The organism is Limnobacter thiooxidans, assembly GCF_036323495.1.
Taxonomy (GTDB): Bacteria; Pseudomonadota; Gammaproteobacteria; order Burkholderiales; family Burkholderiaceae_B; genus Limnobacter; species Limnobacter thiooxidans.
Genome location: NZ_AP028947.1, coordinates 1,691,900 through 1,706,330 on the forward strand (window position 1 = coordinate 1,691,900; position 14,431 = coordinate 1,706,330).

Annotated in this window: 16 protein-coding genes; 11 read left to right on the forward strand and 5 right to left on the reverse strand. The window is 51.6% G+C overall.

Annotated elements, in window-relative coordinates:
- The first annotated feature begins 5 nt into the window (after positions 1 to 5).
- From RGQ30_RS07775 to nagZ, 11 genes are all read left to right on the forward strand, one after another.
- A complete protein-coding gene (locus tag RGQ30_RS07775; RefSeq protein ID WP_130556459.1) occupies positions 6 to 656 on the forward strand; it encodes a sigma-E factor negative regulatory protein in 651 nt (216 codons plus the stop codon).
- Positions 657 to 1,640 carry a MucB/RseB C-terminal domain-containing protein gene (locus RGQ30_RS07780; RefSeq protein ID WP_130556458.1) on the forward strand — a complete coding sequence of 328 codons (984 nt, stop codon included), beginning with the start codon at positions 657 to 659 and terminating at the stop codon, positions 1,638 to 1,640. It begins immediately after the preceding gene.
- Between the two features lie 15 nt (positions 1,641 to 1,655).
- Entirely contained in the window at positions 1,656 to 3,137 is a 1,482-nt protein-coding gene (locus RGQ30_RS07785; RefSeq protein WP_130556457.1) for a Do family serine endopeptidase, read from the forward strand.
- Between the two features lie 124 nt (positions 3,138 to 3,261).
- Complete coding sequence (gene lepA / locus RGQ30_RS07790) at positions 3,262 to 5,055, forward strand: translation elongation factor 4 (RefSeq protein ID WP_130556456.1); 1,794 nt, start codon at positions 3,262 to 3,264, stop codon at positions 5,053 to 5,055.
- A gap of 2 nt (positions 5,056 to 5,057) precedes the next feature.
- Positions 5,058 to 5,924 carry a signal peptidase I gene (gene lepB / locus RGQ30_RS07795; RefSeq protein WP_130556455.1) on the forward strand — a complete coding sequence of 289 codons (867 nt, stop codon included), beginning with the start codon at positions 5,058 to 5,060 and terminating at the stop codon, positions 5,922 to 5,924.
- A gap of 20 nt (positions 5,925 to 5,944) precedes the next feature.
- Positions 5,945 to 6,661, forward strand: coding sequence for a ribonuclease III (gene rnc / locus RGQ30_RS07800; RefSeq protein WP_130556454.1), 717 nt, complete (start codon positions 5,945 to 5,947; stop codon positions 6,659 to 6,661).
- Positions 6,662 to 6,663: 2 nt separating this feature from the next.
- A complete protein-coding gene (gene era / locus RGQ30_RS07805) occupies positions 6,664 to 7,560 on the forward strand; it encodes a GTPase Era (RefSeq protein WP_130556453.1) in 897 nt (298 codons plus the stop codon).
- Positions 7,553 to 8,287, forward strand: a complete 735-nt coding sequence (gene recO / locus RGQ30_RS07810) for a DNA repair protein RecO (protein ID WP_130556452.1) — start codon at positions 7,553 to 7,555, stop codon at positions 8,285 to 8,287. The genes era and recO overlap by 8 nt, the downstream gene beginning before the upstream one ends.
- Entirely contained in the window at positions 8,284 to 9,024 is a 741-nt protein-coding gene (locus RGQ30_RS07815; RefSeq protein WP_130556451.1) for a pyridoxine 5'-phosphate synthase, read from the forward strand. The genes recO and RGQ30_RS07815 overlap by 4 nt, the downstream gene beginning before the upstream one ends.
- 36 nt (positions 9,025 to 9,060) lie before the next feature.
- Complete coding sequence (gene acpS / locus RGQ30_RS07820; RefSeq protein WP_130556450.1) at positions 9,061 to 9,471, forward strand: holo-ACP synthase; 411 nt, start codon at positions 9,061 to 9,063, stop codon at positions 9,469 to 9,471.
- 19 nt (positions 9,472 to 9,490) lie between these two features.
- Entirely contained in the window at positions 9,491 to 10,513 is a 1,023-nt protein-coding gene (gene nagZ, locus RGQ30_RS07825) for a beta-N-acetylhexosaminidase (protein ID WP_298217254.1), read from the forward strand.
- 107 nt (positions 10,514 to 10,620) lie between these two features.
- Here nagZ and RGQ30_RS07830 read toward each other — a convergent pair whose 3' ends face one another.
- From RGQ30_RS07830 to RGQ30_RS07850, 5 genes are all read right to left on the reverse strand, one after another.
- The gene (locus RGQ30_RS07830; RefSeq protein WP_130556449.1) at positions 10,621 to 11,403 is read right to left on the reverse strand and encodes a peptidylprolyl isomerase; all 783 of its coding nucleotides are present in this window, start codon (positions 11,401 to 11,403) and stop codon (positions 10,621 to 10,623) included.
- Between the two features lie 63 nt (positions 11,404 to 11,466).
- Positions 11,467 to 11,739: a BolA family protein gene (locus RGQ30_RS07835; RefSeq protein ID WP_130556448.1), complete on the reverse strand. Its 273-nt coding sequence runs from the start codon at positions 11,737 to 11,739 to the stop codon at positions 11,467 to 11,469.
- A gap of 4 nt (positions 11,740 to 11,743) precedes the next feature.
- Positions 11,744 to 12,367, reverse strand: a complete 624-nt coding sequence (locus RGQ30_RS07840; protein ID WP_130556447.1) for a septation protein A — start codon at positions 12,365 to 12,367, stop codon at positions 11,744 to 11,746.
- A gap of 18 nt (positions 12,368 to 12,385) precedes the next feature.
- Complete coding sequence (msrB, locus tag RGQ30_RS07845) at positions 12,386 to 12,799, reverse strand: peptide-methionine (R)-S-oxide reductase MsrB (protein WP_130556446.1); 414 nt, start codon at positions 12,797 to 12,799, stop codon at positions 12,386 to 12,388.
- 12 nt (positions 12,800 to 12,811) lie between these two features.
- Positions 12,812 to 14,338: a protein adenylyltransferase SelO gene (locus tag RGQ30_RS07850; protein WP_338284867.1), complete on the reverse strand. Its 1,527-nt coding sequence runs from the start codon at positions 14,336 to 14,338 to the stop codon at positions 12,812 to 12,814.
- Between the last annotated feature and the right edge of the window lie 93 nt (positions 14,339 to 14,431).

The following is a 14,431-nucleotide window of genomic DNA, read 5'->3' on the forward strand; positions in this document are numbered from 1 at the left end:
AAGTGATGAGCAAAAACGAACAAATTTCTGCAATGTTGGATGGCGAACTCAGTGAGGACGAACTGAAGGCGTTGTTGTCTGACATGGATCTCGACGATACCCAAACCTGGACGAGTTACAGTGCCGTGGGTGATCTTATCCGTTCCACTGAAATGTCCGTTTTTCATTCACCACCTCTACTCGACAGGATTGCAGCGCGTCTGAATGAAGAGCCCACCGTGGTGGCACCAGTTATTGCTGCCAAGGTTGCCCGTGAATCCACTTTACAGAAAGCCCTTGGCGCAGGGCGGGCCCGGCGCGTGTTCGCATCTGTTGCAGCAATCGGTTTTTTCAGTTTTGCTTTGAATCAGGCCATTCCACCATCTGACAGTCAGGTTCAAATGGTTCGAACCCAGCCTGTGCAAAACCAGGTGTCCGAAGCAGATCTGGCCTTGTGGCAAGAGTATTTCATGGCCCATCAACAGAACAGCGTTCGAAGTGGACTTTCCGGTGTTTCACCAATCGCCCGGGTTGAGGCAGACCGCCCCTCCATGGACAACACCGAACGTGTCATTGTTAACAACACCGACACGGTGGAATGGATGAATGTTTGGGAACCTTCCTCTTATGCAAGCGACCCCAGCGTGAAATTTACTTATGTCTCGTCCAGTCGCTAAATGATGAAGATGTACTCCCCGGTTTTCGGTACAAAACAGTTTCTCTGTGGTTTCCTTCTGGCTGTTGCCAATTTCAGCGTTCATGCTGACCCAGCCTTGTGGAATCTGGTGTGGGCCAGCCACGATCAGGCCAAGACGCTGAGCTATTCGGGGCTGTTGATTACCGAATCAGGTAAACACTCTCAAACCAGCAAGCTGCTTCATCAAGCCACGGAAGCTGGCGAATTTGAGGTGCTGGAACGTCTGGACGGTCAGCCTGCGAAGTGGATTCGCCACAACGATCAAATTCAGTGCGTCATCCCCGATCGAAAAATGATTTTGACGGAGCGTCGACACACTTCAGTGGCCTTTCCCCGTGTTTTTGCCGCCAAGGACGGGGTGAATACATTAGGCCGTTTGTATGACATTAACGAATTGCCAGGGAAGCGTGTTGCCGGGCGTTCCGTTCGTGTACTAAAGCTTAGCCCCAAAGACGATCTGCGATACGAGTATCGCCTCTACCTGGACAGGGAAAGTAAACTTTTGATGCGTTCAGAAGTTTATTCACCAAAGGGTGAAGTACTCGAGAATGTTGGGTTTAAAGAGATCTCGTTTGAACCCGCTTTGCTGGAAAACCCTGCGCTTCAAAAGGCTGGGCCTGGGTGGATCAGCAGCAGCACGGAAGTACGCGTTATGGGAAAGGATGAATTAAGCTACGATTTACCCGACCTTGCCTTTGGATTCAAAAAGGCGGATACGGTTTGCCGAGTAAAAGGCAAGGAAGAGCAAATTCATCAAACTGTTTACTCGGACGGGTTGTCGACTCTGTCTGTTTTCATTCAGAAAAGTCAGCCAGGGCAATCGATGCCGCAAGTCCCCATGAGTCATGGTGCAGTGATGTCCATGTCTGCCACGCAGGGCAAACACATGGTGACCGTGCTGGGCGAAGTACCTGAAAAAACTTTAGAACTATTTTTGAAATCTGTTCGTTGGAAGTCTCAATAACAAGGAAATTTTTAGATGAGATCTGAAGCGTTGAATTCCCGCATTGGGTTTGGATTGGCCACTTTTTTTCTGGCCTTGGTCTTGATGTTTGGTATGGGAATCAATCAGGCTGAAGCCCAGACCAATTCCCGTGGCTTACCAGACTTTTCTGATCTCGTTGATCGGGTCGGGCCGGCGGTTGTGAATATTAGAACCACCCAGAAAGTGCCTCAAAACCAACAGGGCATGCCAGGTTTCCCCGGCATGGATCCCAATGATCCATTTTTTGAGTTTTTCCGTCGATTCATGCCACCCGGTACTCCGATGCCAGGTCAGCCAGGACAACCACCTCGAGGTGGCAAGCAAGCCCCGGACCGTGAGGTGCCCAGTGGTGTAGGTTCTGGTTTTGTTATAGATTCCGATGGTTATTTGTTGACCAACCACCACGTTGTGGATGGTGCAGAATCCATTATTGTGACTTTCCCCGACAAGCGTGAATTCAAGGGCAAGGTAATTGGTTCAGATCAGCGTACCGATGTGGCCTTGGTGAAAATTGAAGGCAAAAGCCTGCCGTTCCTGAAAATCGGCAATGTCAACAACACGAAAGTAGGGCAGTGGGTCGTTGCGATTGGCTCACCATTCGGGCTCGAGAATTCAGTGACTGCGGGTATTGTGAGTGCCAAGGGCCGTGACACCGGTGAATACCTGCCTTTCATCCAGACTGATGTCGCGGTCAACCCCGGTAACTCCGGTGGCCCATTGCTTAACCTGGATGGCGAGGTCATTGGTATCAATTCCCAGATTTACAGCCGTACAGGCGGATTCATGGGTATTTCCTTTGCCATTCCAATTGATGAAGCCATGCGAGTGGCCAAGCAATTGCGCGAAAGCGGCAAAGTAAGCCGTGGCCGCATTGGCGTGGGTATTGGTGAAGTGGACAAAGACGTAGCCAAGGCCCTGGGTCTTGATTCAGCTGTTGGCGCGTTGGTAGGTTCTGTTGGAAAAGACAGCCCTGCGGACAAGGCAGGCGTGATCGCTGGTGACATCATTTTGCGCTTCGATGGCAAGAAGGTGGACAAGGCATCTGATTTGCCGCGCATCGTTGGTGAAACCAAGCCTGGCAGCAAGGTAAACATGGTGCTCTGGCGCAAAGGCGCTGAAAAAACGGTGCCTATTACTGTAGCCGAATTTGAAAGTGATGCTGCCAAGCCCAGCGCCGCACCTCTTGAAAAACCCAAGCCGGTTGAGGCGGACAAACTTGGCCTTACTGTAACCGACCCAACTGCTCAGGAAAAGACGGCATTGAACCTGACTGGTGGCGTGGTAGTTCGCAATGCGGGTGGCGTTGCTGCCGGTGCGGGTATTGCCGCCGGTGACGTCATTTTGCGTGTCGGTCGTACTGACATTACATCTGCCAAGCAATTCGCCGACCTGGTCAAGGCCATTCCGAAAGGTCAGGCGGCACCCATGCTGGTGCGTCGCGGAGAGAACTCCTTCTTCGTGGTGATCACACCTTGATTCTATGAAATTCACATGCTGGTCGGCCTTTGAGAAATATGCTGTAAAGCAAGGCCTGATCAGGTAAAATACAACGTTACCGAAATTTTCAGGGGGCCGAGCAGCCCCCTTTTTAATGATGCAAATGCAGCACATACGCAATTTTTCGATCATCGCCCACATTGATCACGGGAAGTCCACGCTGGCAGATCGCCTAATTCAAAACTGTGGCGGCTTGAGTGATCGGGAAATGGACTCCCAAGTTCTTGATTCCATGGACATTGAGCGCGAGCGCGGTATCACCATCAAGGCCCAGACGGCGGCTTTGACTTACAAGGCCAAAGACGGCAACACCTATTTGCTGAATTTGATCGACACCCCTGGACACGTTGATTTTTCTTATGAAGTCAGTCGATCCCTGTCTGCCTGTGAAGGTGCCTTGCTGGTGGTGGATGCTTCGCAAGGTGTTGAGGCGCAAACAGTGGCGAACTGCTACACGGCGCTTGATTTGGGTGTTGAAGTGCTGCCCGTGTTGAATAAAATTGATTTGCCCCAGGCTGATCCAGAGAATGCAAAGTCGGAAATTGAAGATGTGATCGGCATTGACGCGTCCGACGCGATTGCCATTTCCGCAAAAACAGGTTTGGGCATTGAAGACGTGCTGGAATTGATTGTGCGGAAGGTTCCACCCGCACGTGGCAGTCGCGAAGCGCCTTTGCAGGCCTTGATCATCGACAGTTGGTTCGACAACTACGTGGGCGTGGTCATGCTGGTTCGGGTGGTCAACGGCGTGTTGAATCGCAAAGACAAAATCAAACTGATGGCCACGGGCGACACCTACATTGCAGACGACGTGGGTGTTTTCACTCCCAAGTCGATCGCGCGTGATTCACTGTCCGCAGGTGAAGTGGGTTATATCAATGCCGGTATCAAGCTCCTCGAAAGTGCCAAGGTGGGAGATACCGTGACGCTGGCTGGCAAGCCGGCTGACAAGCCTTTGCCTGGTTTCAAGGAAGTACAGTCGCAAGTGTTTGCAGGCCTGTTTCCTGTGGAAGCCAATCAGTACGAAGCCTTGCGTGAAGCACTGGACAAGTTGAAACTGAATGACGCAGCACTGAACTACGAACCCGAGGTGTCACAGGCACTGGGATTCGGTTTCCGTTGTGGCTTCCTGGGCATGCTGCACATGGACATCGTGCAGGAACGGCTTGAGCGTGAGTTCGACATGGACCTGATCACCACGGCTCCCACCGTGGTGTATGAAATCAAGCAACGGGACGGCACCATTTTGCGTGTTGACAACCCGTCGAAAATGCCCGACTTGAGCAAGATCGATGAAATTCGTGAGCCGATTGTGGTCGTGAACTTGCTGATGCCCCAAGAGTACGTGGGCTCGGTGATGACCTTGTGTACTGGGCGTCGCGGAAACCAGACCAACATGGTTTATCACGGTCGTCAGGTTCGCCTGACCTTCGAAATGCCCATGGCTGAAATTGTGCTCGATTTTTTTGACAAGCTGAAATCGACCTCTCGCGGTTATGCATCCATGGATTATGCTTTCAAGGAATATCGGCAGGCCGACATCGTGAAAGTGGACATGCTGATCAACGGCGAGAAGGTAGACGCCTTGTCCATCATGGTTCACCGTGGAAACTCCATTTACCGTGGCCGCGCAGTAGCCGGCAAAATGCGTGAAATCATTTCCCGCCAAATGTTTGACGTGGCCATTCAGGCGGCTATTGGTGCGAACATTATTGCGCGTGAAACGGTGAAGGCGTTGCGTAAAAACGTGTTGGCCAAATGTTACGGTGGTGACATTTCCAGAAAGAAAAAGCTGTTGGAGAAGCAGAAAGCGGGCAAGAAACGGATGAAGCAGGTGGGTAACGTTGAAATTCCGCAGGAAGCATTTTTGGCCATTCTTCAGGTGGAAGACAAATAACAATGAATTTTTCCTTGATCCTGTTTTTGCTGGTACTTTTTACCGGTTTTTTCTACGCTCTGGATGCGTTGGTATTCAAACCCAAGCGAAGACTTGCTGCCGAGCAGGCCTTGGAGGGTAGCGCAACCAATCCAAACCTGAGCGATGAAGCAGTTCGACGCATTCGCCACCAGCACATGAAGCAACCGCTGTGGCTTGAATACAGTGCAAGCTTTTTCCCGGTAATCCTGTTTGTTTTCCTGTTGCGGTCTTTTGTTGTTGAGCCCTTCAAGATTCCTTCCGGGTCCATGATTCCAACCTTGCTGATTGGTGACCTGATCTTGGTCAACAAATTCACTTACGGCATACGCTTGCCGATCATCGACAAGAAGATCATTCCCCTGTCTGACCCGCAACCCGGCGATGTCATGGTGTTTCGATATCCACAAGACCCTTCGCTGGATTACATCAAGCGTGTAGTGGGTGTGGGTGGTGACGTTGTCGAATACAGGAACAAGAAGCTTTCAATCAATGGCAAACCATTGCCCGTGACCGAGCTGGACAAATATTACGACCCCAACAATTTCTCGTATTCACTACAATTTCAGGAAGAGCTTGGTGGTAAAAAGCACTTGGTGATCAATGACGAAGAAGCGCCACCTTTTGTAATTGGTGCGCAGTCATTCCGCAACCGTGACAATTGCAAATACGACGTCAATGGTTTCCGTTGCGAAGTACCCCAAGGCCACTATTTCATGATGGGCGACAACCGCGACAACTCAAGTGACAGCCGCATCTGGGGCTTCGTATCGGACGAACAGGTTGTTGGCAAAGCGTTCCTGGTCTGGATGAACTTCAATGACTTCTCCCGAATCGGCCTGTTTCACTAGGACAGGGCAGGAGATTGTTCATGGACCGTTCCAGGTATTCCCGTCTTGAAGCCGAGCTGGGGTATGAGTTCAGCAACCCCGACTTGCTCCGGGTCGCCTTGACCCACCGCAGCTTTTCAAGCCAGCACAACGAGCGCCTTGAATTTCTCGGTGACAGTGTCTTGAACTGTGCAGCGTCCATTTTGTTGTATCAGACACATCCCGACATGGACGAAGGCAAGATGTCCCGGGTGCGCTCGCACTTGGTCAAGCAGGATTGTTTGGCCATGGTGGGTCGCAGCCTTTCACTTGAGAAGTATCTCTCACTGGGGGCTGGCGAATTGCGCAGCGCAGCCACCATCAAGGACAGCATTGTTGCCGATGGCCTGGAGGCTTTGTTCGGGGCCATTCTTCTCGATTCAGGTTTTGAAGCGGCACGGGATTGTGTCATTCGGCTGTTAAAGCCTGTGATGCTTGAAACTCCTGTGGAATCCATGGGAAAAGATCCCAAAACCCGCTTGCAAGAACTGCTTCAGGGTAAAAAACTGAGGTTGCCTGTTTACACGGTTTTGGTGGAAGGGGGCACTTCAGCCAGTCCGGAATTCAGCGTGGAATGCGCGGTTCAGGACCTTGAAATAGTCAAGTTGGGCCAAGGCCATTCACGGCGAATCGCCGAACAGCATGCCGCGCAAGCGGTACTTATTCAATTGCTTGAGCGGGAGTATTCAGACCCCAATCAAGCCAGCAGGAGGCAATGAACATGGCCGAATCAAAATGTGGCGTCATTGCGGTAGTTGGGCGGCCCAATGTGGGCAAATCAACCCTGATGAACGGCATGATTGGCGAACACTTGTCGATCACCTCCAGCAAGCCTCAGACAACACGTCACCGTGTGCTGGGTGTGATGACTGAAACAGTGAAAGAAGTGCCCACACAATTTATTTTCGTCGACACCCCTGGTTTTCAGACCAAGCACTCGAACGCGCTGAACAAGACCATGAACCGCGCGGTATTGACTGCTTTGGCTGATGTGAATGTCATCTTGTGGGTGATTGAGCAGGGCAAGTTGACACCAGCCGACATGAAAGTGCTTGAGCTTTGCCCCAAAGGCGTGCCTCTTGTGGCTGTGGTGAACAAGGTTGACCTGCTGGAGAAGAAAAACGAGGTGCTTCCTTTCCTGCATAAGGTAAGCGGGCAGCGTAATTTCGATGCCATCGTGCCCTTGAGCGCGCAAACGAACAAGAACCTGGACAGCCTTAAAGAGGCGGTGTCGGCTTTGTTGCCCGAACAACCTTTTTTCTACGATGAAGACACGCTGACGGACCGCCCAGAAAAATTCCTGGCGGCCGAGCGGATTCGGGAAAAACTGTTTCGACTGGTTGGCGACGAATTGCCATACACCTGCACAGTGGTGATCGACAAGTTTGAAATTGAAGAAGGGCGCCGGGTTATTCACGCCTCCATTCTGGTTGATCGGTCTTCTCACAAGGCGATGATTATTGGTAAGGGCGGTGAAAAGCTCAAGCGGATCGGTTCTGAAGCTAGGCAGGACATGGAGCGCCTGTTCGGCGGCAGTGTTCACCTTGAAACCTGGGTGAAGGTGCGCAGCGGATGGGCCGACAACGCCAGTTTGCTGCAAAGCCTGGGGTATGAATAACCCACGATCTGGTTCCGACCTGGCCTATGTGTTGCACAGTGTGCCATACAAGGAAACAAGTCTTATTGTTGAGTTATTTTGCAGGGAGCATGGGCGAATGCCAGTGGTCGCCAAGGGGGCAAAGCGCCCCCATTCGGCCCTGCGTGCCGTGCTTGTGAGCTTTCAACCGCTGTCTGTTCGTTTTTCCGGCAAGTCGGACGTCAAAACACTGACACAGGCTGAGTGGCTGGGTGGATTAATGTCGCCCGATGGAAAGGCCTTGTTCGCGGCTTACTATCTCAATGAACTGTTGATGCGGGGCTTGACCCGGGAAGATGCACACCCTGAACTGTTTGATCTTTATCAGCAAACCTTGTTGGGTTTGTCTGAAGGAGAAGACATGAATGTGTGCATTCGGCGTTTTGAAGTAGGCTTGTTACAGGCCTTCGGATACGGCCTGGATTGGGCCTATGATGCAAAGGGAGAGGCCATTGAGCCAGCCCTAGAGTATGTGTGGTTGGACCAACATGGATGGATTCCCTCAGTCGGGGGAAATGTAAACAATTTGCAGAACGGTAGCGTTGAACAAGTAGTCCAAGGTCAATGGATTGCTGAAATTCAGGAAGGAATTTGGTCCAAAGCCGCTTCCAGTGCGCTAAAGCCGATTACCCGAAAATTGTTGATGACCCATGTTGCCCCCAATGGTTTGATGTCAAGAGTCTGGATGGAGCATTTGTTAAGAACATGATTGAACTCGGCGTAAACATTGATCACGTGGCCACAATTCGGCAGGCAAGGCGAGGGCATGAGCCTGATCCCTTGAAGGCTGCGTTGCTTGCTGAAGAATACGGTGCAGATGCAATCACCGTGCATGTGCGCGAAGACCGCCGACACATGCAGGATGATGATGTTCGACGCATCCGACCCATGATCAGCACAAGAATGAATTTTGAATGTGCGGTGGTTGAGGAGATGATTCGTCTTGTCGAGGAAGTGAAACCCCAAGACGTATGTTTTGTACCTGAGCGTCGCGAGGAAGTGACAACAGAGGGTGGTTTGGATGTGATTGGCGGATTTCATTTGATCGCACCTGCTGTTGCGCGTTTGAAAGACCAAGGCATGCGTATATCCCTGTTCATTGATCCAGATATGAATCAGATAGAAGCCGCCTTGAAATGCGGTGCAGATGCAATCGAGTTGCACACAGGAAGCTACGCCCATGCAAACACAGCCACATTCGAGTACGAGCTTGCCCGAATACGCAAGGCCGCAAATTTCGGGGCAGCAGAAGGTTTGCGTGTGAATGCAGGGCACGGATTGAACTACGACAATGTCAAACCGATTGCTGCGATTGAAACCATTGCTGAACTGAACATCGGGCACAGCATTGTAGCCAATTCGGTGTTCATGGGATGGGAAGCAGCCATCAAGAAAATGAAAGAGTTGATGGTGACTGCAAAGCTGGAAGCGATAAGGCCAAGATAGTGCTGGTTTGGTGCTGGTTTAGCTGCGAGATAAGCGATGATTGACGATGTTTTTGGCTTGGGCTGCGATATTCTTGAACTGGCACGACTGGATGGCTTATTGGGCAACGACAAGGCTCGATTTGTGAAACGGGTTCTCACTGTGCAAGAGCAGGCGGAGTTTGAAAACCGTTCCGCTAAATCCGACAATAGAGGCCGATTGTATGTCGCAACGCGGTTTTGTGCGAAAGAAGCATTTTCGAAGGCCATGGGAACAGGAATTGGTGCGCAGTTTTCCTTTCAGGATTTGTCGGTGTTGAACGATGAGCTTGGTCGACCCTTGTTGAGTTATTCCGAGCGGCTAAGCGGCTGGCTGGAATCCCGAAGGGCTTTTGCCAAAGTCTCCATTAGTGATGAGCAGCACTATGTGATGTCAACAGTAATTTTATATTCAAAAACAATAATTTAGAATAAGGAATTCACTCACCATGTTAGGTCCATTCATCATCGGTTTAACCGGTTTGACTTTGTCTGAAGAAGACATTGCGCGCATTAAAAGCCCTGCTGTGGGTGGTCTCATCCTGTTCACGCGCAACTTTGAAAGCAAGGCGCAACTGATTGATCTGGTTCAATCAATTCGTGCAAATGGTGGGCAGAACAAACCGGTTTTCGTTGATCACGAAGGTGGCCGAGTGCAGCGGTTCCGGGATGGTTTTACCGCCATTCCATCGATGAAACAGATTGGTCAGCGTGCCGAAGTGGATTTCGACGATGCCATGTCCCTGGCGCGTGAAGCTGGGTTTGTGATGGCCGCTGAACTTCGGGCCTGTGGCATTGACATGAGCTTTGCTCCGGTGCTGGATCTGGATTGGGGCAACAGCGAGATCATTGGTGACCGTTCTTTCGGCAAAGACGCACGCATGGTGGCGCGGTTGTCATCAGCCCTGATGAATGGCATGGCATTGGCCGGCATGCAAGCCTGCGGCAAACATTTTCCTGGCCATGGTTGGGTCAAGCTGGACAGCCACCTTGCCTTGCCACAGGACAGTCGCCCATTGAGCGAAATTTTGAAAGTGGATGCATTGCCTTATCAACTGAATTCCACATTGAACATGGCCAGTATCATGCCGGCCCATGTTGTCTATTCGGAAGTGGATAGCAAACCGGCGTGTTTCTCCAGTTTCTGGATTCAGGATGTTTTGCGAGTTCAATTCAGCTTTGACGGTGCAGTTATCAGCGATGACCTGGACATGGTGGGGGCGCACGGGGAGGGCGACATCCACGCTCGCGCCAGTGCGGCTCTTCAAGCGGGTTGTGATGCCGTATTGGTGTGCAACAATTTCGAGGACATTGCCAGCCTTGTCGAGAATCCGATACCGGAAGCATTTGAAAACAGGGAGGTACGGGACCGCCGCTTGAGCCGCTTGTTGTCAGGCCCTTTGCTGGACTGGGCAAGCCTGCGACAAACTTATATGTACCAGGCGGCTATTGACCGCATCACCAATATCTGAACGCTTGCAATAAGCAAACCAGAATAAGAAAAGCCGCCTGAACTGTTGAAGTTCGGCGGCTTTTTCACAATGCTGCCCTAGAAAACGACAGCAGGTACTTGATTTGCTTACTTGATTTTTGCGCTGGTCAGCAGCTTGCCTTGATACTCTTCCCACTTGTCGTTGATCATTTTCTGTTCAAGTTGTGGGCGAATTTCTTCCAGTTTCGGGGCTGTAGCCTGGCGTGTATCCGCCAGCAAAATCACGTGGTAACCAAACTGGCTCTTCACGGGTGTTTTTGTATACTCGCCTTTTTTCAAGCCGACCATGGCTTGGGAAAACTCGGGTACGAAGCTGTTGGGGTTGGCCCAGTCCAGATCGCCGCCATTTTGGGCTGAACCTGGGTCCTTGGACTTGCTCTTGGCCAGCTCTTCGAATTTGCCGCCCTTGCCCAGCTGGTCAATGATGGATTTGGCTTCGTCTTCTTTTTCAACCAGAATGTGGCTGGCGCGGAACTCGCTGCCGCCCATCATTTTTGCAATTTCAGCGTAGGCTTTTTGTACTTCAGCGTCGGTCAGCTTGGTGTTTTTGTAGAAATCTTCACGCAGGGCATTGGCCAAAATGGCCTGGTTCATCATTTGAACCTGGTATTTCACTTCAGGGTTGCTGCCCAAGCCTTTCTTGACGGCTTCCTGCTTCATCACTTCCTGATTGATCAGTTCCTGACGAATGGTTGCACGCATTTCCGGTGATGCCGCCTGTCCGCGCTTTTCCTGCTCGGCCATGATGAAATCAACCAAGGCGCTAGGGATGGACTGACCATTCACCATGGCTGCGTTTTGTGCATGCACGGGGTTGCCCAGAACCAATACGGCGGCCAGACAAGTTGCTTTCAATGTGGTTTTAAACATAACAAAATAACCTTGTGTCTCAGAGTTAATACGATATTTCTGGCTGCTGTCCCGAGATGCGTCTCAAGAGTTCTCTTCAAGGGAGTCCTCTGTGGAGTCAATGGCCAAAGCATGGATTTCTTTTTTCATCCATTCTGCCAAAGCATCATACACGAGACGATGGCGCGCCAAAGTTCTCAGCCCATTGAACCGGGCAGACTTCAGCTTGACCCGGTAATGTCGCCCACCTGATTTCGCACCTTCGTGACCTGCATGCAGGTGCGATTCATCGGTCACTTCAACCACCGCGTCCAGGGCGGATTCAAGCCGTTTTTTAATGTCTTCACTGGTGACCATGGTTTTACTTGGCCTCGCTGTTTTGTTTCATGTGCTTGGACATGTAAAACCCTTGGCCAAAGACAAAAACCAGTGTTGCTCCAAGTGAGCCAAACAGTTTGAAGTCGACCCAGACATCGGTGGAAAAGGAGTAGGCCACAGCAATGTTCAAAACGGCCATCACCACGAAAAAGCTGACCCAAGCCCACAACAAATTCACCCACGCATGGGCAGGTAGTTCAACCTGGCCTTTCATCATGAGTTCAATGGGGTTTCGCTTGAACGCGTAGGCTATCAAAAAACCGGCTGCCATCGCGAGATACAACACCGTGGGTTTCCATTTGATGAAGGTTTCGTTTTGAAGAATCAGGGTAGCGCCGCCAAAAACCGTGATCAGGATCAGGCCAATCCACTGCATGTTTTCCACTTTTTTGCCGGTGGACTTTTGGTAAATGATCTGCAAAACCGTTGCCAGTATGGCGACCACAGTGGCCAGTAGAATGGGCAACTGGGCCGTTTGCACTTCCGCATTTGAAATACTGTTTAGAACGGGTTCCAGAAGCGATTGCGCCTGTTCCGGGTTGCTGCCCGCCCATTTGAAGCTGACAAAGAATAGAACAATCGGTAAGAAGTCGAGTAACAGTTTCATGTGGTGGTGGTAGTGGGGTTATGCCGAAGAGTCGGATGCAAAAGGTTCGAACGCAAGGCTGACCGAATTGATGCAATAGCGCAGGCCCGTTGGCGCTGGTCCGTCCTCAAACACGTGACCCAAATGCGAATCGCATATTTTACAGGTCACTTCAGTGCGCGTCATGCCGTAACTGCGGTCTATGTGTTCTTCCACATTGTCCGGGTTCAGTGGGGCGAAATAACTGGGCCAGCCGCAGCCTGAATCAAATTTGGTGTCAGACGCGAACAGTGGGGTGCTGCAACAAATACAGCGGTAAATACCAGGCTCATGGTGGTCCCAATACTGACCGGTGAAGGCACGCTCGGTGCCTTTTTTGCGAGTTACCTCAAAACTGGTCGGGGTCAGTTCCTCGCGCCATTGTGCCTCTGTTTTTAATACTTTTTCAACCACTTTGGTGTCTCCTTAAGACGAACAGCTGAGTACCAGCGATTTGGCCCAATCAGGCGGTTCAGCCATGAATTCGGGTGGCATTGAATCGACTTGGTAGGGATCAGACAAGGCAATGAACAATCGGTTCACTTCAGCGAAATTGCCGTGCTCTGCCTGTTCAATGGCTTTCTGCAGCAAATGGTTGCGCAGCACAAAGGCCGGGTTCGTGCGGTCAAGCTGATTGCGCCAATCGGCAAGCGGCACGGTGGACTTGCCGGCTACTGCAAGCCATTGGCCCAGCCAGATTTTTGCACCTTCCACCTGTGCTTCCTCGCCCAAGCTTAATGTAAAGAAGGGGCTTTGCTGCCAGGCTGCGAAATTCTGCTCAACGCTGGCGGATGGGTTCAATGCGGAAATCGATCTGAAGAAACGGGTGAAGTCGAGCGTGTGTTCATGCATGAACTTCAGGGTATTTTCAATCAATGTGTCCACAGTTTCACCTTGCTCGATCAGCAAGCCGAGCTTGTGTGCAAACAGGCTGCTGTGCTGCTCGTGGAACACATCTGCAAAGCCATCCAGCAGGCCTTGCAGCGTTTCCTTGCCGTCGGGCAGCAAGGTGCTTACGGCCTGCGCCAGCGCATACAGGTTCCAGTGTGCAATCCTGGGTTGGTTGCGATAACTGTATCGGCCCTGGTGGTCGGAATGGTTGCAGATGTGGTCAATGTCGAACCCATCCACAAAGCCATAAGGGCCGTAATCGATGGTCAAGCCCAGCAGGCTCATGTTGTCGGTGTTCATGACGCCGTGACAAAACCCCACTGCCTGCCATTTGGCCACCATGTGCGCTGTGCGCGCTACTACGACATTCAGCCATTCAAGCAATCCGTTTTGAAAGCTGGCGTCGGTGTCGCCAAGGTCAATTTCAGGGTGGTGTTGCTCGATGTGCCAAGTCAACAGGTTGCGCAGTGCGTCCAACTGGTTGGTGTAGGCAAAAAATTCGGTGTGACCAAAGCGCATGAAGCTTTCGCTGACACGGCACACAATGGCGGCTGTTTCCGTGGTTTCCCGAAAAACCGGGTCGGCACTGGCGGTCAGGCTAAGCGCCCGCGTGGTCGGAATGCCCAAAGCGTGCATTGCTTCAGACGCGAGGTATTCACGTGTGGAAGAGCGCAGCACGGCGCGGCCATCGGCATGGCGGGAGTAGGGCGTGGGCCCAGCACCTTTCAACTGAAGTTGCCGATACTGGCTTGCCTTGCGCACCTCGGCAATCAGCAGGGCACGCCCGTCGCCCAATTGCGGCACGAACACACCAAATTGGTGGCCACAGTACACACTGGCTTTGCTGGTGTATCCAGGCCAGGGTGCGTTGCCTGAAAGCACATCAATTCCCTGCGTGGAGGCAAGCTGTTCAACATTCAAGCCGACCTCAAGCGCCAATGCTTCATTCAGATGAAGCATCGTCGGTGGAGTTCGCAACGCAGTAGTGGGCACTTCGGCCAGGTAGGGCTTGCCCAAACTTGCGTATTCTTGAACCAAAATAGAATCGTGATTATGAAACAAGGCTCGGTCCTGAAGTATAGTTTCGTTAAATAGCCCCACCATTGTAGTCGGGGAATTCACGCGTACAGACGATTGACCTGGAGGAGAGTAGGC